The sequence below is a fragment of the Duncaniella freteri genome, from assembly GCF_004766125.1.
Taxonomy (GTDB): domain Bacteria; phylum Bacteroidota; class Bacteroidia; order Bacteroidales; family Muribaculaceae; genus Duncaniella; species Duncaniella freteri.
This window is the reverse complement of record NZ_SJSA01000001.1, coordinates 1,418,871-1,438,968: the sequence shown is the minus strand read 5'-3', so window position 1 is coordinate 1,438,968 and position 20,098 is coordinate 1,418,871. Positions and strand designations below refer to the sequence as shown.

Here is a 20,098-nt window from a genome sequence, read left to right as displayed (position 1 = left end):
ATGAATTCAAAACTCAGAATCCTCTATAACGGCATCATTGCCGAGAACCCCACCTTCGTGCTGATGCTGGGCATGTGCCCCACACTCGGCACCACAGGAAGCGCAATGACAGGTATGAGCATGGGGCTCGCCACCATGGGCGTGCTCATATGCTCCAACGTGGTGATATCCCTCATCAAGAACTTCGTCCCCGCCAAAGTGCGCATCCCCGCCTACATCGTGGTCATAGCCACTTTCGTGTCAGTGCTCCAGCTGCTCATGGAGGCATACCTCCCCGCGCTCAATGCCATGCTCGGAATCTTCATCCCGCTCATCGTGGTCAACTGCATCCTGCTCGGGCGTGCCGAGGCATTCGCCTCCCGCAACGGTGTCGCCGACAGCTGTCTCGACGGTATAGGCATCGGTCTGGGTTTCACTGTGGCACTCACCATCCTCGGCTCAGTGCGCGAGCTTCTCGGCACAGGGCGCATATTCGGACTGGAGATCTACCCCGAATCATTCGGCTCACTCATCTTCGTGCTTGCCCCGGGCGCATTCATAGCTCTCGGTCTCCTCATAGCACTCTTCACCAAGTTACGCACTAAAGAAGCCTAATACACCCATGATTGAATACATCTCAATAATCATAACGGCAATCTTTGTCAACAACATCGTATTCGCCCAGTTCCTCGGCATCTGCCCTTTCATCGGCGTATCACGCAAACTATCGTCGGCAGCCGGAATGGGAGCCGCAGTGACATTCGTAATGGTCCTTGCCACAGCTGTGACATGGCTGCTCCAGGATCTCGTGCTCAACCCCTTCGGGCTCGGCTTCATGCAGACCATCGTGTTCATTCTCGTCATCGCGGCACTCGTGCAGATGCTTGAGATCATCCTCAAGAAGATAGCTCCCGCGCTCTACAGCGCGCTCGGAGTGTTCCTCCCGCTCATCACCACCAACTGTGCCGTGCTCGGAGTGGCTATACTTGTGGTGCGCAACGGTCTCAACCTCGGCGAATCGCTCGTCTACGCCTTTGCCACCGCCATCGGCTTCACAATGGCGATATCCATCTTTGCAGGCATACGTGAGCAGCTTGCACGCACCGAAGTCCCCGCCGCAATGCGCGGAGTCCCCATCGCGCTCATCTGCGCCGGGCTCCTTGCCATGGCATTCATGGGTTTCTCAGGCATCAAGATAGGCTGATCAGCCTATCACGTCATAAAATAAACGGCAGTCAGGGACACACCTCATCCGGTGTGTCCCTGACTGCTGTTTCCATACAATCCCCATATATATCCATACCATTTTCTTATCCATTTCACTCTCCTGAAAACATGATACACGACACCGCGCACAAGCATATTTCACCTACACTTACATATTTTCACAAAAAATTCTATAAATCCAATCTGCTAATCCTTAAAAATTTTGGTTAAAAAACGCTAATTAGAGAAACTTGAATTTTTATGTTCATACAAATAATTACTAATTTTGCCGCACTAAAAAAATAAGGTTATAATTATATTAATTACAGTCAAAGATGTTTAACAAATTTCTTTCCTATGCGGCAGCATCCTTAGTGCTTGCCTCATGTTCAAGCACCGATGTGCTCGAAGAGAACATCGCAGCAGGTACCGCAATCAGTTTCAGCTCTCATGTCACCAACTCTTCACGTGCGGTGACCTCTGACAACCTCGAAAAGTTCCAAGTTTATGGAGGCTACACCACCGCTTCAACATCAGATTACCACACGGTATTCAATGCTGTCGCGGTATCAAAAGATGGTGATGGGTCATGGACATATGAGGGTTCATCCAAGTACTGGGTCGAAGGTGGTACATATAAATTTTATGCCTACAGCTGTGAGAATGTCGCCCTAGAAAAAGGCACACCTTCTTTCTCACAGAGTGGTCCTGATGCCGGTACTTTCAAAATCTCAGACTTCGAGTGTTCCAACGGTCACCAGCACGATCTCGTATACGCGTCTACAAACGCTATAACAGCTAAAGGCACAGGCAACAGCAAGGTATCTCTCAACTTCAAACATATCCTGTCAAAAGTAAACGCCAAGTTCAAGAGCGGCTTCCCCTCCGATTTTACCGTTGAGATTTCCGAAGTGGAATTCCGCAACATTTACGACAAAGCTAACTTCTCCTCATCCAACGAACTATGGAGCGGCCAGTCACGCACAATCGAATATAACGCAGCTGAAAATAAATGGACATCCATAGCCCTCCCTGTCACAGGTGATGACAAAACCATTCAGGCCGGCAAACCTGCCGAAGGATCGGACCCTGCTGTGGCAGCCAAAGATCTCACTACTGGTCCGGCATTCTTCCTGCCGGTTACCTACTCAGAAAACAATGTGACGCTGAGCTTTAAAATAGTTGTAAAACAGGGCGATGAAACCATTAAGACCGATTATGTGAAAGGCAACCTCAAACCCGAGTGGGCAATCGGTACATCTTACACCTACAACGTGACTATAAACGGCTCAGCTGCTGGTGTTGAGAAAATAGAATTCGAGGTAGATGCTTCAAACGGAGTTCAGGATTGGACTACATCTCCGGATGTAGATTTCAACATCGGCGCTTAAGTTTTAGAACAGATTAATTAACGCAATAAAGAGGGGTTGTGTTCAATTGTGAAGTGACCCCAAAAAGTTGGACAGGTTAAACATTATTCTGTTAAAAGGAAAGAGTTCGGTACTGCACCGGACTCTTTCCTTTTAACCTGGATTTACTTCTTTTATTGTTATAATAATCAATATATTCTTCTATAACGAGTCGCTGTTCATAACTGTACTTCATAAAAAGCACCCCAAAAGTTTTTTGTCTAACTTTTGGGGTGCAGTTCAGTTTTTTTATGCTATAGGATATGTGTATTGGCAATTCCACAACGCGACGGCAGGATCACTGCTGTCCGCCCACCGGAAGATCTATATCCTCATTGCTGCCCCAATCATCCATATCCACATCAAACCCCGATCCCGAACTGCTCTCGTTGTCCTCTATACGAAGCCCCGACACGCACACCTTGCCGCCTCTGGGCTGTGTCGAAAGCTGCCCGGTGATATCGAAATTGAATTCCTTGGTCTTGCCGTTGACAAGGTTCACTTCAAGATTCAGCGTATTGACATGCCTGTCATCACCCATCCTCGATTCAGGCAGATAGCCCGGTGTCCCGAACGACATCACCTTGGCTGTCACAGCATTATCTGACAACTTGCAGTCATACACCAGAATGGCACGGTCACTCATGGTCAAGCCATTGTAAAGATACACCCATCTTGCCATGCCGCTCATGGCTCCGCGAGCATCCATGACACGGTTGAAACCGTATTCAAACTCATATCTCACCTCATATTCAAACACCATAGGCTCCATGCTTATCTTCATATCCATCACCTCGTGATTGCCCACCTCCGAGTGGGACACCACATAGGCGGCATAGAGCATATCAGGAGGATTCAGCACAACCTCATCAGGATGCAGCTTACGCAACCCTTCGGGCGGCATACGTGAACCGGCGGTGGATGTCGCATAAACCGACTGCGGACCATCCGATTCACCGGCTATAAGCACACTCTCCGTATCGTTGTTATAAAGCAGAAGCGACTGCATTCCGTTCTCTCCGAAATTCACACTGCCCCCGCCCGGCGGCACATACATCTCGTTAGGCTGACCCATGGCATCGTACACAATCACTGTCACTCCCGATGGTGACGGCGTCGGTGACCCTGGCTCCGATGGATCCTGGCTTACCGACCACTTGAAATCTATATCGGCAGCCCCGAAATGATTATAGCAAAGCTCCTCCCTGCATCCTGCAAGTGACAGACCAGCCAAAGCAATACAGTAAAACGGCAATTTCATATCCTGCCCCCCCTTTCTTCATCATGGACCAAACCACCGAAACGCCACACTATCGCCAGTTTGAGCTTCAGCGGACCGAAATAGCTTGTGTTGCTGGTACGCATATAGATATGATGGTCCTCGTAAGGAATATATTCTTTATACTGTGCTGTCATCCATCCGGCACCTATACCGGCTTCAATGGAGAACACATCGGACAGCGACCACGAATATCCGAACGACACGCCGGCCATGACACCCTCTCCGCGATAACCTTTTGAGCCGTCCTCAAGATCATACAGCCCTGCTCCCACAAAGAGACCCGCATACATGTTATGCTGAAGTCTGCTTCCACGCAGCCATATGCGCCTCACCTCAGGGCTGACTATGGCAAGCTGATAGCACTTATGGGCCTCCTTCTGTTTCCACCAGGCTACATCACCCTCCAGATTGACTGACCAGTTCTTGCTCACACGCCACTCCAGTTCGAGAGCCGGCATCTTTATGGCGGCATAGAGGAGATTAGCCTTTAACGCAAACCTCCGGAACTCCACATCGCGCACTATCTCCCATCCCACAATATACGGTATCTCATCCATCGGCTCCGGATCAGCCTCTGGCTCCGGATCAGTGTCAGCCGTAGTGACCACAACAATGTCGGGTACCTCGTCACTGATCTCCGGCTCGCTTTTCACTGTGAGCCCAGTCGCCACAAGATTCTTTCCCGAAAGGCTCTCATCCCTCACATAAAGAAACACCTCGGCATTATGCAGCTCAGGAAAAAAATGATGCCTGAGCCATCGGTACACATCGCCCCCTTGCAGCTCCATAAGGCTTTTCTTTCGGCTGCCGATTATCTTATGGCCGGCACCGTAGACCCACACCGGAGTATTGTCGATTATACTCAGCACCTCATTCCTCAGAGGCACGCTGTCGTCATCGGCAACCATCCGGCGCAGCTCATCCCAGGCAATACCGCCTGGGGATCTGTCGATCAATCTGACATCAACGCCTGTCTCAGCAGCTATATATGAGGCAAGTGACATGCTACGGTTCTCACTAAGAAGCTCATTGGCTGTGCTCACACCGTCGGGTGATGTGTACGACCGCACAAGCACACGCTCTATATTGTCAATGGCGGCCTGACTGCGTATCTCCTCCAGAAAATGCCTCATGGCAACGGAATTACCGTCCATCTCAGGTTCGAAACGGCTGTGTCCGGACCGAAAATAGACCTTCGTAGAATCCGTGGCGATCTGTGCCATGGCCATTGACCCTACAAAAATATCCAGCAGAAGAAATATGATCAATCTTTTCATCAATTGACAATCTCATGCGTGAGTTCAACACTTGCCCGATAACTCATTCTACGATATGTGACCGGACATTCATGATAGTAATGTTGAATAAAGGTATAATCCAACTCTCAAAAAACGATTACAAAATTATCTAATTCACGCTAACTATGCAAGAAAACAGTACCTGAATAGGACCTGTAAAGCAATCAGAGACACCCCCGCAGAGGGGTATCCCTGATTTCGTTTACGTCAGATTCCGCCTTGTTACTTCTTGAGAATTATCTCCACTATCGGAGTCTTATATTTCACGTAAAGGGGACTGGTCTCATCTTTCCATACATTTACACGTTCTATAGTGCTCTGATCGATATCCCTGATGCTTTCCACCCTTACACCGTCGACAATGAAGGTCACATCCTTTTCATCGCCATTCAGCTCCACAGCTACCATCCCTCGGCTGCTATTTGTTCCAATTGAGGCGATAAGCTTCTTCCGATCATTCCCGGTCAGCCTGAACGCGATGGGAAGATTATACCACAGCTCCACCGGCTTGCCTTTCATTCTGGCAGGCTTTAATGCTGGTAGTGACGAAACCACCCGCAATGCCTCTGCATCAATTGAAGGGCATACGCCTCGCACTATCTCGGGCGATGACACCTTGCCGTCATTGCCCACTATGAATCTCACCACCACATTACCCTCTATCGAGTCCTTCATTGCGTCATGAGGATAGCGGATATTCTTTGCTATGAATTTCATCAGTTCGACCTGACCGCCGGGATACTCCGGAGCCTCGTCAACCACATCGAACCCCATCTCCTCTCCGTCACATGCATTGCCGTTCACCCTCCCGGCTTCAGGGGTGCTGGTCTTCTTGGCCGTGCCATAGCCCACCACCACTATCTCCTCCAAGTTTTTGGTCCGGACCTTCTTATCGCTCGCGGGTGCCACGGCAGCATCCTGCCTGCCGGACAGCCCGGGTTGTCCGGCAGAAGTATTTTTTGTAACTTTGCTCTCAGTAACAGCTGCGACAGCCTCCGCAGGCATGACAGCTGAAAGAGAAGCCCCTGAAGCAGAATCTATGGCTCCGGCAACAGCAGGGATATCGGTTACGAGAACAGCAGCCGCAAATGCGGGAGCCAGTGCAAGCACGCGCAGTCGGCGGCTCGCTGATGTCTTTGGATTGTACATCATAGTGATACGTTTTTTAAGTTTACTGTGATTCAGGCTGTTGGCAAGTGACGGGAATCTCGCGCCGACAGCCTTCTTTATTAATAACATCTGATATTCACGCGGATTGACACCTGAAGAGATAACCCCGGAATCCGCCTGGTATTCGTGCACCGCCTTAAGCTCCTCACGCATGAGCCATGCGGCAGGATTGTACCACTGAAACACGGCTACGAGCTGAGCCATCACAAGATCCACCCAATGGCGGTGTCTCACATGGCAGCACTCATGAGCCACTATCATCTCTCCGGACTCGGCATAGTCCTTATGCGACATCACTATCGCACCCATCACACTGAACGGAGCTATCCCCTCGTCCCGAATGAGTATCACCCGCTGCCCGCAGGCATCCGCCCCGCTCCCGCTTCTCACAATCAAGGCAAGACGCACAGCCACCACGCCTGTATGCAGCATCGCAACGACCATACCCGAAACATATATCCATAGAATGGCTGAGCATATGATATCGGCAAGCGATGCGGAATCCTCCGCCACAGGAAGCATCATAATGCCGCCCACCTCTATCAGTCCTGCGGGCAAATCCTCAGAACTGTCGGCGAGCCAACGGTCCGCAACCACACCGAGAGGGATGGCGGAAAGTGACACCAGATAAATGCTCCACAGCACAATGCGGTTGAAGCGATGCTGATTCTCCGACGCAAGCACCCACTTGTATGCCATATACATCAATGCCAGCAGCACGGAGCAGCTTATGGAATATGCAAAGAGAGGACCCATTTTACTTGTTTTGGTTATATAGTCTGTTTACCCCCCTGCTCCACCATGGCTATGATGTCACGGAGCTCTTCAAGCGAGATCTTCTCATCCTCAACAAGAGCGGACACCGCACTTTTGTAGGAGTTATTAAAATAGTTTGCCACAACATCCTTGAGCGAGCGGTCGCGTATCTCCTCCTTGCTGGCTATGGCGTAATAGCGGTGAGAGCCACCCACCACCTCATGACCCACCTTGCCCTTCTCCTGGAGGATACGCACAAGGGTCGAAACGGTGTTGAAATGAGGCTTCGGCTCATCATAGTACCTGAGCATATCGCGCACATGTTGCGGACCATGTTCCCATAGAATCTGCATTATGAGCATCTCTTTCTCAGTGAGGATCGCTTGCGGCTTACGTCCGGCTTTCATATATAAAGTAAGTTTTAATTACACTGCCGGTCAAGGGGTCGACAACCAAAACCACCCGCATTCCGGCAATGGATAATGAATTATTTAGTTGACATGGCAAAGATATAACTAATTATTAAATTATCAAAACTAAAATTATAGTTCACTGAAAAAAATTCTAGACCAGAGAACTAAAGTTAAGACAGGAGAACAGTAGAACAAAAGCACCTTAAGGTGCTTTTAGTAAAGATTAGTAGGTTAAAAGCAGTCATTATACAATGCATTGTTTTGACACTCCACCTGTTCTATTGTTCTATTTGTTCTCCTGTCTTTATCTTTAGTCCTCTGGTCTAATATTTGCACAGCGATAAGACATTCTGACCAAAAACAGAGCTATTTCACGCGAATTTATCTGTTAAAAAAATAAACTTTTTATGCTCGAAAGGGGTTAATTTTGCAGAGGGAAATTTATCGGCAGGAAGCACCCCCAATGCAATGCAGCCGAATAGCTTCCATCATCACTAATTATCAACTATTTACAGTTTCCGATATGAGATTGCGACTTACAGTAGTTTCCGCCATATGTGCCATCGTGCTTCCGGCAATAGCACAGACACCCGATCAGGCTGTCGCCGACGGTTCTGTCCTCACCCTCGCGCAGTGCCGCGACCTCGCCCTTGCCAACAACAAGAATCTGCGCCGCGGAGCCGAGCAGGTACGTGCGGCAGGCTACCAGAAGGATGAAGCATTTGCCGCCTACCTACCGTCGCTCGACTTCGCCGGAGGATACATGTACAACCAGAAGAAGATATCGATGTTCGATTCCGACCAGTTCCTTCCGGTCAAGACATTCAACCTTGAGAAACAGGGCTACGAATTCAATCTGGTCAAGGACCCGATGACCGGAAAACCCATACAGGTAAACGGACAGTACGTACCCGAACAGGTAGCCTATCTTCCCAAAGAGGCTTTGGAATATGACATCCACAATGTGTTCTTCGGAGCGATAACCCTCACCCAGCCCATATTCATGGGAGGGAAGATCGTTGCGATGAACAAGATTACCAACTATGCCGAGGACCTTGCCAAGACCCAGCTCAACGGAGCGTCAAAGGACGTGATATATGCTGTTGACGCCGCCTACTGGCAGGTGGTATCGCTCAAGGCAAAACAGAAGCTCGCCGAAAGCTACGTCAATCTTCTCGACACTCTGAGCCACAATGTATCGCTTATGATCAAGGAAGGTGTAGCCACCCGCAGCGACCAGCTCACGGTCGATGTCAAGCTCAACTCCGCCCAGGTCGACCTCACAAAAGTCAACAACGGTCTCGTCCTCTCACGCATGGCACTCGCCCAGGTGTGCGGGCTCCCGATACACTCCGACTTCCGTGTTGCCGACGAGGACGCGGAGTGCATCATCAGCATCATCACCCCAGCCATACTCGCCGACGACTCCCAGATAGACATGCAGCAGGTCTACGACCGCCGCGACGACCTACGGTCGCTCGAACTTGGAGTGAAGATCTATGAGCAGAAAGCCAATGTCGCACGCTCGTCCATGATGCCCAACCTCGCTGTCGTAGGAGCCTACTCATTCTCCAACCCCAATATCTTCGACGGCTTCAAGAAGAAATTCAACGGACAGTTCTCGATCGGAGCAATGCTCACCATACCCCTGTGGCACTGGGGTGGCAACTACAACAAATACCGCGCCGCCAAGGCCCAGACTGCCGCAATGCGCATGGATCTTGAAAACGCCCGCGAACTCGTGGACCTCCAGGTACGCCAGGCCTCCTACAAGGCAGCCGAGGCTGTCAAGACCCGCGACATGACCGAGACCAATCTCGCCAAAGCCGACGAGAACCTGCGATGCGCCGACCTCGGCTTCCGCAACGGAGTGATGACTGTCGACAACGTAATGGAGGCTCAGACAGCATGGCTCAAAGCCCACAGCGAGAATATCGATGCACGCATCGACGTATATCTGTGCGACGTATATCTTTCAAAAGTTTTAGGAACTCTTTAATCACCATACAAGGATCACCATGTCAACCCCAACACCATCCACCCAGGAACAGAAAGAGAACAAGGCCCTACTCGTGGCTCTTTCTGTAGTAGTGATAGCAAGCATAGTGCTCGCCATCATAGGATTCGTATTTCTCAACAAGCCTGCCGACATAATAGAAGGGCAAGCCGACGCGACATCCGTACGCATCTCAGGCAAGCTCCCCGGACGCGTAATGGACATATATGTCAGCGAAGGCGACATGGTCCGCGCAGGTGACACCCTCGTGCATATCCATTCTTCGCTCGCCGAGGCTAAACTCATGCAGGCGGAAGGCATGGAGACCGTGGCACGCACCCAGGACCGCAAGGTGGATGCCGGAACGCGCATCCAGATCATCAATTCGGCACGCAACCTCGTCACCCAGGCGGAAGCAGCAGTGACAATAGCTCGCAAGACCTACGACCGCTTGCAGAACCTCTACGACGAAGGGGTTGTGTCCGAGCAGAAACGCGACGAGGCTAAAGCCGCTTATGACGCCGCCGTGGCAGGGCACAATGCCGCCAAGAGCCAGCTTGAGCTCGCGATAGCCGGAGCGCAGAAAGAGGACAAGGAATCTGCCGCAGCAATGGTAAATGTTGCCAAAGGAGGTGTAGCCGAAGTGCAAAGCGTACTTGAGGACCAATATCTGCTGGCACCGTGCGACGGACAGATCGACCAGATATATCCCGAAGTCAGCGAGCTCGTGATGCTCGGCGCGCCGATAATGAGCCTTCTTAAGACCCAGGACAAATGGGTGACATTCAATGTGCGCGAAGATCTTCTCAAGGACATGCCCCTCGGCGGAGAGATCGAAGTCATGATACCCGCCCTCGACAAGAAGAAGGTAAAAGCCAAGATATACTATTCGCGTGACCTCGGAAGCTACGCCACATGGCAAGCAACCAAAGCCACCGGACAGTGGGACAGCAAGACATTCGAGATCAAGGCACGCCCGCTTGAGGACCTTCCCGAGCTGCGTCCCGGCATGACAGTAGTCTACTTCAAATAATCCGTGGCAGAGACCCCGACAACCGTAACCCCATAACCAGTAAAAATTATGTTCCCCTCAATACGTCGCGGCATACGGACCCTATGCTCCCGCAGGATCTACTTCTTCATGATGGTGGTCGTGCCGTTAGGGTGCACATTCTTTTTCCTCAACCTCATGAACGAGGGATTGCCGCTGAAAGTCCCCGTAGGGATCGTTGACATGGACCACTCCTCCCTATCGCGGCGCATCACGCGCTCCCTCGACGCCACCGAGCTGATCGACATAGCCGACGACCTCGAAAGCTACAACGCTGCAATGACAAAAGTCCGGGGCGGAGAGCTATTCGGCTTCTTCTACATCCCTTCCGACTTTCAGGAGAAAGCCCTCAGCGGACGCACCCCCACCCTCTCCTTCTACTCCAACATGAGCATCTTTGTCCCCGGCACACTGTCGTTCAAAGGATTCAAGACCATAGCCGTGACCACATCGGGAGGCATCGTGGAGACATCGCTCACCAGCTCAGGTCTCGACGAAGATATAGCCGAGAGCCTTATCATGCCGCTGGTCACCGACAACCACCCCATCGGCAACCCGTGGACCAACTATAACATATACCTCTCCCAGTCGTTCCTCGCCGGGCTCATTGCCCTCCTCGTAATGACAGTGACATCCTTCAGCATATGCCAGGAGATCAAGAACCGCACATCACCCGAATGGCTCTCCACAGCCCGCGGCAGCATGGGGCTGGCTCTTATTGGCAAACTTCTGCCTCAGAGCATAGTGTTCATCTCCATCGGCGTAGCCATCCAGACGGTGATGTTCAAGTTCATGCATTTCCCTCTCAACTGCAACCCCTGGCATATGATACTCGCCATGATGCTCCTGGTGCTTTCATGTCAGGCATTCGCCACAGTAGTGGTCGAACTGGTCCCTAACCTCCGCCTGTCAATGAGCATATGCAGCCTCGTGGGCATACTCTGCTTCTCTGTGGCCGGATTCTCTTTCCCTGTCGACAAGATGTACGGAGCCATAGGGATATTCGCCTACATAATGCCGATACGATACTATTTCCTTATATATGTCGACCAGGCACTAAACGGATTGCCTCTCTACTATTCGCGTCTCTATTACATCGCGATGCTCGTGATGATGCTGACCCCTGTGCTCGGATTGCGCCGCCTGCGCCGTCATTGTCTCACCCCTGTTTACGTCCCCTGATATGAATTGGTTTATAAGCATCTTCCGCGTGTGGCGAAGGGAGACATGGTTAGTGTTCACCGATATAGGTGTGATGCTGTTCTTCTTCGGGCTGCCATTGGCCTACCCTATTGTCTACACTCTCATATACAATCCCGAAGTCGTCACCGAGATCCCCACTGTCGTGGTCGACAACTCCCGCACTGCCGAAAGCCGCGAACTCGTGCGCACCCTCGATGCCACACAGAGCATCCATATAAAGGGATACGCCGCCAACCTACAGGAGGCGAGGCGCGCATGGGCTGAAAAACAATGCTACGGCATAATCGAAATCCCCGCCGACTATGCAAAGAAGATTGGCTCGGGTGAGCAAGCAAGGATATCGTTCTACAACGATATGTCGCTGCTCATACGCTTCCGTCAATACCTGTTTGCCCTCACAGGAGTGCAGATGAACGAGGTGACCAAACTCACAGCCGAACGTGTGGCAACACTCGGAGGAGGCCTCGCCACACAGGTGACAGGACTTCCCGTCGACACCCACTTTGAAAGTCTCGGCGACCCCACCCAGGGCTTCGCATCATTCATCATTCCAGGCATAGTAGTACTGATACTCCAACAGAGCATGCTGCTCGGGATCACAATGATAGCAGGCACCGCCGCCGAACGCCGACGGCGCAACCATGGGCAGGACCCTTACGAATACCAGGCGGGGCCTGTGGCAGTGCTCCTCGGTAAAAGCCTGTGCTACATGATGCTCTACATCCCGCTGAGCTACTACATACTCCACATAGTGCCCGAAATGTTCGCTCTCCCTCACGTGGGGAGTGCCGGCGACTACATGCCTTTCATATTCGTGATGCTACTCGCCACCACATTCCTCGGACAGACACTCCAGGTGTTCGTAAGGGAACGTGAGACCTCGCTGCTTGTCATAGTGTTCTCCTCACTGGTGTTTCTGTTCCTCTCCGGGCTCACATGGCCACGCTACGCCTTCAATAAATTCTGGCTCATGGTGTCCGACCTCGTGCCGGCAACATGGGGTGTGGAAGGATTCATCCGCATCAACGGCAATGCCGCAACACTTCCGGAAATATCGCGCTACTACTGGAGCCTATGGGCACTCGTAGGGCTGTATTTCGTCACTGCGCTCATCCTGAGGATATACATCTCGGGAACCCGCCGCCGCAGTGTGGCGCATCGGCAGGCACAATAAACCATAGCAGTACGGCATAATGCTCCGATCACTCTACGAGAGGTTCGGCAATCATCCTTGACATTAGAAAATATCCCTGCCACAGCTATCTGTAGCAGGGATAAATCTTTTTATCACAGGCTTCGTGCCACTCGTCAATCCAGCTTGGCCTCCATCCCCGGACGGTCAAGGCAGCGGCATATGGCATCACACCCCTCGGGTATATAGCCCGCGAAATCGCAAGCCTTCTGAGGCTCACCCCAGAAATGCATCGGGAAGAAATTCTCAACCCTCACATTTGAAAGGAATATCTGCGCACCGCGGGCAAAACCTTCGCCCATCCGTGCATCGACAGGGAACATCACGATATACATCTTGGGATAATCCTCCGCCACATGCCTTACAACTTTCGTGAACTTCGCCTCGGCATCATGCGCCTCGGCAGGAGTCGACACCTCGCTCCAATGCCAGTCATTGAGATCTCCGGCATGAAACACCACCCTGCCGTCCGGAAGGGTTATGGCATAAGCCACCCCGACATCGGTCGACCTGAATGCCTGCACCTTGCTCACACCCGGTATCTGCTCTTCTATTACATCACCCGGACTCATCCATGCCACCGACACCCCCTTCTGAGGCACAAGGCGTGAGAATATGTCGTTGGAGAGCACATAAGTGCGGCGGCGGTTCTGGGCAAGCTCAAATATCGAGGCATTGAAATGATCGGGGTGATGATGACTCACGAAGAACACCACTTCCTGATCCGGAGCCTCACGAAGCACCTTTTCAAGCTTCTTGTCAGGGTCCTTGTAATAATCAAACACCATTACGGCTTCGGGGGTTGTAACCGCGAAGCCGCTATGATCCAAATAAGTAACTTTTATCATAACGAATATCGTTTAATCCACTATATGTAGAACAACCGATATCGCTGTGATGTTTATGAAAATCCTTAGGTTCAGAGTGTGAAACGCTTGCCGTTCCAACGGTACACAAGCGACGGATGAAGAGCGGGAGCCACCATCTCATATACATCTTCATCGAGGAATGTCGATAGATTGTTGGTGACAGTGAGCGTACCCTTAGCAGGATCGATATAATAGGATGCAAGCATGAAAGGCGCATAAGCGGTGACCTCAGCGGCATCGTGACCCTGTGTCACCCATTCCTTCCATGCCGGAGCGGTGAAATACCTCGAAGCCTGAAGAGGCTTCCACTCCCTGTCGTAGAACTTCAGAGTCGAGTCCAACCCCGGAGCAGCCACAGTCGACACCACAGCGATCACCGTGTCACTCCCGGCGGCGAGTATAGCCACCTGTGCGGAAGAGGATTCCGATATCTTCACCGTCAGGGATGCAGGCGAGAGATCCGTAACCGACGAACGCCCGTCCATTCTGTTGGCTGAAGGTGTGGCAAGCCCGCTGTTGTAATAGTCCACCATATCCATACGTGTATTGGTGTCGAGCAACGGGAACACGTCGGACGGCGCCGATGTGAAAGCCTTGGATGCTGTGAGCTGAGCCGATGCAGCCAGCCCTGACAAAGCGATAATGGCAAATATTAGATATCTCATAAATCGCATCTATGTATGATTGAAAATTAAAAAAACTTCTGTCTATACAGTCCTACGTCGACCGCTTTTACATCCGGACTACTGCTTACTCTTGGACTTCTTCTTTTTATCGGACAGTCTGGAGTAATCGCGGTCCTTGTCAGCGATCTCGCTGTGAAGACGTTTGCCGAAGAAATCGGCTCCGGTGAGAGCACCCACCACCTTTCGGGCATCCTTCTTGCTGACATCAAACAGGGTGTATGCCGGCAGCAGGTCGATACGACCCACATCCACACGCTTACCCTGCACAAGCTTGTTGAGAGCCTCTATGAGATTGCCGGCAAAAAATCCGTCACGCTTGCCCACGTTGACATACACTCGCTCCATGCCGCGGGCTGCCGTGCGGCGATCCTTCTCTCGGTCATCGGCGGGACGCTCGTGGGCCGGACCTTTCTTCTCACCCTTGCGCTTGCGGTCACGCTCGGGCTTGGCGTCTATGAAATCGATCTTCGGGGCATCCTTATAATAATCGAGCAGACGGTTGAACTCCAGGGATATCACACGCTTTATCAGGTCCTCCTCCGACAGCCATTCAAGCTTGCGCGAGATGCCGGGCAGATACTTCGCGATACCCTCTTCATTGACCTTGACCTTCTCAAGACGGTCAGCGAGATTATAGAGCTGCTTCTCGATGATATGCTCTGGAGTCGGCACCTCAAGATGCTCGAAAGTCTTGCCGATTATACGCTCTATCTCACGCAGGCGGCCTTTCTCGCGCGAATGGATTATAGCCACCGAAACCCCCTTCTTTCCGGCCCTGCCGGTACGGCCCGAACGATGGTTATATACAGCAGTATCCTCTGGGAGCCCATAGTTTATCACATGGGTCAGATCACTCACGTCAAGACCGCGCGCCGCGACATCGGTAGCCACAAGAATGGTCACCACACGGTCACGGAACTTCTTCATCACAATGTCGCGCTGCTGCTGGGAGAGGTCTCCGTGCAGAGCCTCGGCATTGTAGCCGTCCTTGATCAGATTGTCGGCAATCTCCTGGGTGTCACGGCGTGTGCGGCAGAACACTATGGCGTATATCCCGGGCGAATTATCCACAACTCGCTTGAGAGCAAGATACTTGTCGCGGGCATTCACCATATAATATATGTGGCGAACATTTTCCGAGCCTTCATTGCGCGTGCCCACCACAATCTCCTCATAGTCACGCATGTAATGCTTGGCTATCTTCAGGATGTCGGCAGGCATTGTGGCCGAGAACAGAAGAGTCTTATGATCCTCGGGCACATGTGACAATATCTCCTCTATCGAGTCAAGGAAGCCCATGTTGAGCATCTCGTCAGCCTCGTCGAGCACCACTGTGTTCACCTCGTCAAGCTTGACAACGCCACGCTTTATAAGGTCGATAAGACGGCCAGGAGTGGCTACTATCACATTGGCACCTGCCCGGAGCGACCGTATCTGGCTCTCGATGCTCGATCCGCCGTACACAGGGATGACCTTCACACCCGAGATGTATTTCGAGTAGTCCACAAGGTCACTGCTGATCTGTAGACACAGCTCTCGGGTGGGGGCGAGCACAAGTGCCTGCGGCCTGCGCACTCCGGCATCGATGCGCTGGAGCACCGGCAATCCGAATGCTGCCGTCTTGCCTGTGCCGGTCTGAGCGAGTGCCACTATATCATTGGCATCACCGAGCAGACGTGGGATTACGCGTTCCTGGATGGGCATCGGGGCTTCAAAACCCATCTCTTCAACCGCTTTCCTCAACGGCTCGTTGACACCTAATTCTTCAAATGATTTCATATATGTGAATTGATAATATAATTACAGGGGTTGCAGGCAAGTCAAGAGCCTGTGAAAAAAACATCGTTACTGCCCCTAATATAATAACTTATTGCCCCGCCGCAGGGTTCGCTCGACGCTACAACTACGGCAGGGCAAAGATTTTTCTTGGATAGGACCTATCTCAGTTCTCGTCGTACTTCACCGGAAGCACACGTGAGATGGAATGGTCAAGCGAAATGAGTGTCTCCGTACCCACAACACCGGGTATCACCTGTATCTTATGATTGAGCAGCTCCATAAGGTGCTCATTGTCGCGGGCAAACAGCTTGATGAGGATAGTGTACGGACCTGTGGTGAAATGGCACTCCACTATCTCGGGTATCTTCTCAAGCTCGGGAACAACCTCACGGTAAAGCGCACCCCTTTCAAGATTGACACCTATATAGGTGCATGTACGGTAGCCGAGTATCTTAGGATCGACATTATAGCCTGAGCCGGTGATGACATTAAGGTCGATCATTCGCTGTATGCGCTGATGGATGGCTGCACGTGACACGCCACACTCCTGCGCCACATCCTTTGATGCGATGCGGGCGTTACGCATTATTATTTCAAGTATCTTTCGGTCGAGATTGTCAATTTTTTCCATGACTGCACCGTTATTTTTTTGACTGGTAAAGTGGTTACTGTATGAAAAATACAGCTACAAATATACGAATTCCCCGCCTAATCTCAAACTTTCTGCCAATTTTTCTGCAAAACGTAACAATTATATCCCCCGCAGAGGCAAAGCTCGTGTGTTACCATATGTTAAAGAAGCTGTGCAGTTTACAATGAAATGTTAACGAATGTCAGTATTTTTTGACAATAATTTGAAGAACGAGAAAAAATGGTGTTAACTTTGTGCAAAATTTGTTCTTATGACTGACAATATTTTAACCCTCCTGTCGGCACGGCAGACCGACCGACGGCCTGACGCCCCGGCCCTTGCCGGACAGGATGAGCAGGAGAGGTGGTATGACATATCATGGCGCGAATTTGACCGTCAGATAAATGTGGCGGCAAAAGCACTCGCCTCACTCGGCGTGAAGCCGGGAGCATGCGTAGGCACATTCTCTGCCAACCGTCCCGAAAACCTCGTCACCGACTTCGCCTGCTACCGCAACCGTGCCATATCCGTATCTATCTATGCCACATCATCGCCCGAACAGGTGGCATACATCGTGAACGACGCATCGATTGCTGTCCTGTTCGCCGGCAACAGCACCCAGTACCACTTCGCCCGCGAAGCTCAGCAACACTGCCCTTGCATGACGCAGATAATCGTCATAAAGCCCATCGAACTCGACGAGGACGACAACACCTCAATGCTTTGGAGCGACTTCATGAAACTCGGCGAAAACTCCGGCAGCAGCATCGAAGAAGAGGTCAGGAGACGCTGCGACGAAGCTCTCCCTTCCGACATTGCCACCCTCGTATACACCTCCGGGACCACCGGAGAACCAAAAGGGGCGATGCTCACCCACGCCAACTACAACGCCGCACTCGAAGCCCACAAGATCGCGCTCCACATGCTCTCCACCGACGACGTGTCTATGGCATTCCTCCCTCTGAGCCATATCTTTGAAAAAGGCTTCACCTATGTGTGCCTCATGCTGGGCATCAAGGTCGCAGTCAACCGCGACCCTCGCGCCATACAGGACACCATCAAAGAAGTAAGGCCCACATGCATGTGCGCAGTACCGAGATTCTGGGAAAAAGTCTACACAGCGGTCAACGACAAGATAGCTTCGATGTCACCGCTGTCGCGCGCCATGGTCAACATGGCACTCAAGGTGGGACGCAAACGCAACATCGACTACGTGCGCCGCGGGCTCAAAGCCCCGTTCTGGCTTGAGAAAAGCTACCGGTTCTTCGACAGAAAGATATTCTCACAGCTACGCGGTGCCATAGGCATCGACCGCCCGAACATATTCCCAACAGCAGGTGCTCCTGTGTCGTCCGAGATTGTCGAATTCTTCCACTCCGCCGGGCTATGGCTGATGGTGGGCTACGGACTCTCCGAGACCACCGCCACCGTCACATGCTTCCATAAAATCAACTACGAGATAGGCTCCGTAGGCAAGCCGCTCCCGTCGGTGAAAGTGAAAATAGGTGAAAACTCCGAAGTGCTCGTCAAAGGCCCGACGGTGATGAGAGGATACTACAACAAGCCCGAAGCCTCAGCCGAGGCATTCACAGCCGACGGGTGGTTCCGAACCGGCGATGCGGGCTATATCGACAGCGAAGGAGCACTCTTCCTCACCGACCGCATCAAGGACCTCTTCAAGACATCCAACGGCAAGTACATAGCCCCACAGATGATCGAGACACGCCTCGGCACCGACAAGTTCATCGAACAGGTAGCCATAATCGGCGACAGCCGCAAATTCGTCAGCGCGCTCATAGTCCCCAACTACGAGGCCCTGCGCGAATGGGCCGACTCCAACAAGATCTCCTACTCATCCGTTGAAGATATGCTCGGCAACCAGAACTTACTCGCCATGATGGAAGCCCGCCTCGAAAAGCTGCAGAAAGGGTTCGCATCCTACGAAAAGATCAAACGTTTCACGCTCCTGCCTCACGAATTCACGATGGACAACGGCGAACTCACCAACACCCTCAAGATCAAACGCCGGGTGATAAGCGAAAAATACGCCGACCAGATCGAAGCGATGTACTCGTAGGCGAACACCACAGCACCGGTCTTTACAACTAATTTCATATAACCGATCAGTTAAAACTCAACAAAACTCCATCTAATATTTTATGAAAGTAGCAATAGTAGGCGTCAGTGGCGCCGTAGGACAGGAATTCCTCCGTGTGCTCGACGAGCAGAATTTCCCTATTGACGAGCTCCTCCTTTTCGGGTCGGAGCGTTCGGCAGGTCGCACATACAGCTTCCGCGGAAAGGACTACACAGTCCGTCTCCTGCGCGAAGAGCCTGAGGACTTCCGCGGCGTGGACTTCGCGTTCGTATCTGCGGGAGCATCCGTGTCAAAGAAATATGCCGATGTGATAACCCGCCACGGCGCAGTCATGATCGACAACTCCTCAGCCTTCCGCATGGACCCCGACGTGCCCCTGGTGGTGCCCGAAGTCAACGGCGACGATGCATTCGACGCGCCTCGCGGCGTGATAGCCAACCCCAACTGCACCACCGCCATTATGGTGGTGGCACTCAAGCCCCTCAACGACATCTCCCCGATACGCCGCATACACGTTGCCACCTATCAGGCTGCCAGCGGAGCGGGAGCCACAGGCATGGACGAGCTCGTGAAACAGTACGCCGAACTCGCCGAGGGCAAAAAGCCTACAGTAGAGAAATTCGCCTACCAGCTCGCCTACAACCTCATCCCACATATCGACGTGTTCCTTGACAACGACTACACCAAAGAGGAGATGAAGATGTTCCACGAGACACGCAAGATCATGCACTCGCCCGAACTTTCAGTAAGCTCCACATGCGTACGTGTCCCGGTGGTGCGCGCCCACAGCGAAGCCGTATGGGTAGAGACCGAACGGCCCATCAGCATCGAAGAGGCACGCAAGGCATTCTCGACAGCCGAAGGTCTCGTGGTGATCGACGAGCCTGCCGAGAAGAAATACCCCATGCCCCTCGACGCAGCCGGCACCGATCCTGTGTTCCTTGGTCGTCTGCGCAAGGACATCGCCAACCCCAACGGACTCACATTCTGGCTCTGCGGCGATCAGATCAAGAAGGGTGCGGCTCTCAACGCCGTCCAGATCGCGCAGTATATGATAGCCCACAAAAAATAACGAAAGTC

The 20,098-nt window shown here is 52.0% G+C and carries 17 protein-coding genes and 1 pseudogene; 9 read left to right on the top strand and 9 right to left on the bottom strand.

What is annotated here, in order from left to right; all coding sequences use genetic code 11:
* The 3 genes from EZ315_RS06110 to EZ315_RS06100 all read left to right on the top strand — a co-directional run bounded on the left by EZ315_RS06110 (position 1) and on the right by EZ315_RS06100 (position 2,576).
* The gene (locus EZ315_RS06110) at positions 1 to 594 is read left to right on the top strand and encodes an RnfABCDGE type electron transport complex subunit E (protein WP_135471300.1); all 594 of its coding nucleotides are present in this window, start codon (positions 1 to 3) and stop codon (positions 592 to 594) included.
* A 10-nt stretch (positions 595 to 604) separates the two neighbouring features.
* On the top strand, positions 605 to 1,183 hold the full coding sequence (locus EZ315_RS06105; protein WP_135471922.1) for an electron transport complex protein RnfA: 579 nt from the start codon (positions 605 to 607) through the stop codon (positions 1,181 to 1,183).
* A gap of 337 nt (positions 1,184 to 1,520) precedes the next feature.
* A complete protein-coding gene (locus EZ315_RS06100; RefSeq protein ID WP_135471299.1) occupies positions 1,521 to 2,576 on the top strand; it encodes a fimbrillin family protein in 1,056 nt (351 codons plus the stop codon).
* Between the two features lie 91 nt (positions 2,577 to 2,667).
* Here the strand turns inward: EZ315_RS06100 and EZ315_RS06095 are convergent.
* From EZ315_RS06095 to EZ315_RS06075, 5 genes and pseudogenes are all read right to left on the bottom strand, one after another.
* Positions 2,668 to 2,805: pseudogene (locus tag EZ315_RS06095) on the bottom strand (IS3 family transposase); the annotation flags it as partial.
* A gap of 87 nt (positions 2,806 to 2,892) precedes the next feature.
* Entirely contained in the window at positions 2,893 to 3,855 is a 963-nt protein-coding gene (locus EZ315_RS06090) for a DUF5119 domain-containing protein (protein ID WP_135471298.1), read from the bottom strand.
* A complete protein-coding gene (locus EZ315_RS06085) occupies positions 3,852 to 5,153 on the bottom strand; it encodes a DUF3575 domain-containing protein (RefSeq protein ID WP_135471297.1) in 1,302 nt (433 codons plus the stop codon). The genes EZ315_RS06090 and EZ315_RS06085 overlap by 4 nt, the downstream gene beginning before the upstream one ends.
* 243 nt (positions 5,154 to 5,396) lie before the next feature.
* Positions 5,397 to 7,100 carry a M56 family metallopeptidase gene (locus EZ315_RS06080; protein ID WP_135471296.1) on the bottom strand — a complete coding sequence of 568 codons (1,704 nt, stop codon included), beginning with the start codon at positions 7,098 to 7,100 and terminating at the stop codon, positions 5,397 to 5,399.
* A 14-nt stretch (positions 7,101 to 7,114) separates the two neighbouring features.
* A complete protein-coding gene (locus tag EZ315_RS06075) occupies positions 7,115 to 7,507 on the bottom strand; it encodes a BlaI/MecI/CopY family transcriptional regulator (RefSeq protein ID WP_135471295.1) in 393 nt (130 codons plus the stop codon).
* A gap of 529 nt (positions 7,508 to 8,036) precedes the next feature.
* Between EZ315_RS06075 and EZ315_RS06070 the strand changes: the two genes are divergently transcribed.
* Genes EZ315_RS06070 through EZ315_RS06055 form a run of 4 tightly spaced genes read left to right on the top strand, consistent with a single transcriptional unit; the run spans position 8,037 to position 12,937 of the window.
* On the top strand, positions 8,037 to 9,512 hold the full coding sequence (locus EZ315_RS06070; RefSeq protein WP_135471294.1) for a TolC family protein: 1,476 nt from the start codon (positions 8,037 to 8,039) through the stop codon (positions 9,510 to 9,512).
* A gap of 19 nt (positions 9,513 to 9,531) precedes the next feature.
* Positions 9,532 to 10,542: an HlyD family secretion protein gene (locus EZ315_RS06065; protein ID WP_135471293.1), complete on the top strand. Its 1,011-nt coding sequence runs from the start codon at positions 9,532 to 9,534 to the stop codon at positions 10,540 to 10,542.
* 48 nt (positions 10,543 to 10,590) lie between these two features.
* Positions 10,591 to 11,742 (top strand): ABC transporter permease, encoded by a 1,152-nt coding sequence (locus EZ315_RS06060; protein ID WP_135471292.1) that lies wholly within the window; start codon positions 10,591 to 10,593, stop codon positions 11,740 to 11,742.
* A gap of 1 nt (position 11,743) precedes the next feature.
* On the top strand, positions 11,744 to 12,937 hold the full coding sequence (locus tag EZ315_RS06055) for an ABC transporter permease (protein WP_135471291.1): 1,194 nt from the start codon (positions 11,744 to 11,746) through the stop codon (positions 12,935 to 12,937).
* Between the two features lie 134 nt (positions 12,938 to 13,071).
* On the opposite strand, the gene EZ315_RS06050 is transcribed toward EZ315_RS06055, so the two are convergent.
* From EZ315_RS06050 to EZ315_RS06035, 4 genes are all read right to left on the bottom strand, one after another.
* A complete protein-coding gene (locus EZ315_RS06050; protein WP_135471290.1) occupies positions 13,072 to 13,803 on the bottom strand; it encodes an MBL fold metallo-hydrolase in 732 nt (243 codons plus the stop codon).
* A gap of 71 nt (positions 13,804 to 13,874) precedes the next feature.
* Positions 13,875 to 14,489 carry a DUF3256 family protein gene (locus EZ315_RS06045; RefSeq protein ID WP_160655053.1) on the bottom strand — a complete coding sequence of 205 codons (615 nt, stop codon included), beginning with the start codon at positions 14,487 to 14,489 and terminating at the stop codon, positions 13,875 to 13,877.
* Between the two features lie 78 nt (positions 14,490 to 14,567).
* The gene (locus tag EZ315_RS06040; RefSeq protein WP_135471288.1) at positions 14,568 to 16,289 is read right to left on the bottom strand and encodes a DEAD/DEAH box helicase; all 1,722 of its coding nucleotides are present in this window, start codon (positions 16,287 to 16,289) and stop codon (positions 14,568 to 14,570) included.
* 163 nt (positions 16,290 to 16,452) lie between these two features.
* On the bottom strand, positions 16,453 to 16,920 hold the full coding sequence (locus EZ315_RS06035; RefSeq protein WP_135471287.1) for an Lrp/AsnC family transcriptional regulator: 468 nt from the start codon (positions 16,918 to 16,920) through the stop codon (positions 16,453 to 16,455).
* Between the two features lie 271 nt (positions 16,921 to 17,191).
* On the opposite strand from EZ315_RS06035, the gene EZ315_RS06030 reads away from it, so the two are divergent.
* The gene (locus EZ315_RS06030; protein WP_242452522.1) at positions 17,192 to 18,997 is read left to right on the top strand and encodes an AMP-dependent synthetase/ligase; all 1,806 of its coding nucleotides are present in this window, start codon (positions 17,192 to 17,194) and stop codon (positions 18,995 to 18,997) included.
* 82 nt (positions 18,998 to 19,079) lie between these two features.
* The gene (locus EZ315_RS06025; RefSeq protein WP_135471286.1) at positions 19,080 to 20,090 is read left to right on the top strand and encodes an aspartate-semialdehyde dehydrogenase; all 1,011 of its coding nucleotides are present in this window, start codon (positions 19,080 to 19,082) and stop codon (positions 20,088 to 20,090) included.
* Positions 20,091 to 20,098 lie beyond the last annotated feature (8 nt).

Coding starts and splice junctions, on each gene's coding strand:
- EZ315_RS06110 (WP_135471300.1), top strand. CDS start 1: ATGAATTCAAAACTCAGAATCCTCTATAACGGCATCATTGCCGAGAAC.
- EZ315_RS06100 (WP_135471299.1), top strand. CDS start 1,521: ATGTTTAACAAATTTCTTTCCTATGCGGCAGCATCCTTAGTGCTTGCC.
- EZ315_RS06090 (WP_135471298.1), bottom strand. CDS start 3,855: ATGAAATTGCCGTTTTACTGTATTGCTTTGGCTGGTCTGTCACTTGCA.
- EZ315_RS06085 (WP_135471297.1), bottom strand. CDS start 5,153: ATGAAAAGATTGATCATATTTCTTCTGCTGGATATTTTTGTAGGGTCA.
- EZ315_RS06080 (WP_135471296.1), bottom strand. CDS start 7,100: ATGGGTCCTCTCTTTGCATATTCCATAAGCTGCTCCGTGCTGCTGGCA.
- EZ315_RS06075 (WP_135471295.1), bottom strand. CDS start 7,507: ATGAAAGCCGGACGTAAGCCGCAAGCGATCCTCACTGAGAAAGAGATG.
- EZ315_RS06070 (WP_135471294.1), top strand. CDS start 8,037: ATGAGATTGCGACTTACAGTAGTTTCCGCCATATGTGCCATCGTGCTT.
- EZ315_RS06065 (WP_135471293.1), top strand. CDS start 9,532: ATGTCAACCCCAACACCATCCACCCAGGAACAGAAAGAGAACAAGGCC.
- EZ315_RS06060 (WP_135471292.1), top strand. CDS start 10,591: ATGTTCCCCTCAATACGTCGCGGCATACGGACCCTATGCTCCCGCAGG.
- EZ315_RS06055 (WP_135471291.1), top strand. CDS start 11,744: ATGAATTGGTTTATAAGCATCTTCCGCGTGTGGCGAAGGGAGACATGG.
- EZ315_RS06050 (WP_135471290.1), bottom strand. CDS start 13,803: ATGATAAAAGTTACTTATTTGGATCATAGCGGCTTCGCGGTTACAACC.
- EZ315_RS06045 (WP_160655053.1), bottom strand. CDS start 14,489: ATGAGATATCTAATATTTGCCATTATCGCTTTGTCAGGGCTGGCTGCA.
- EZ315_RS06040 (WP_135471288.1), bottom strand. CDS start 16,289: ATGAAATCATTTGAAGAATTAGGTGTCAACGAGCCGTTGAGGAAAGCG.
- EZ315_RS06035 (WP_135471287.1), bottom strand. CDS start 16,920: ATGGAAAAAATTGACAATCTCGACCGAAAGATACTTGAAATAATAATG.
- EZ315_RS06030 (WP_242452522.1), top strand. CDS start 17,192: ATGACTGACAATATTTTAACCCTCCTGTCGGCACGGCAGACCGACCGA.
- EZ315_RS06025 (WP_135471286.1), top strand. CDS start 19,080: ATGAAAGTAGCAATAGTAGGCGTCAGTGGCGCCGTAGGACAGGAATTC.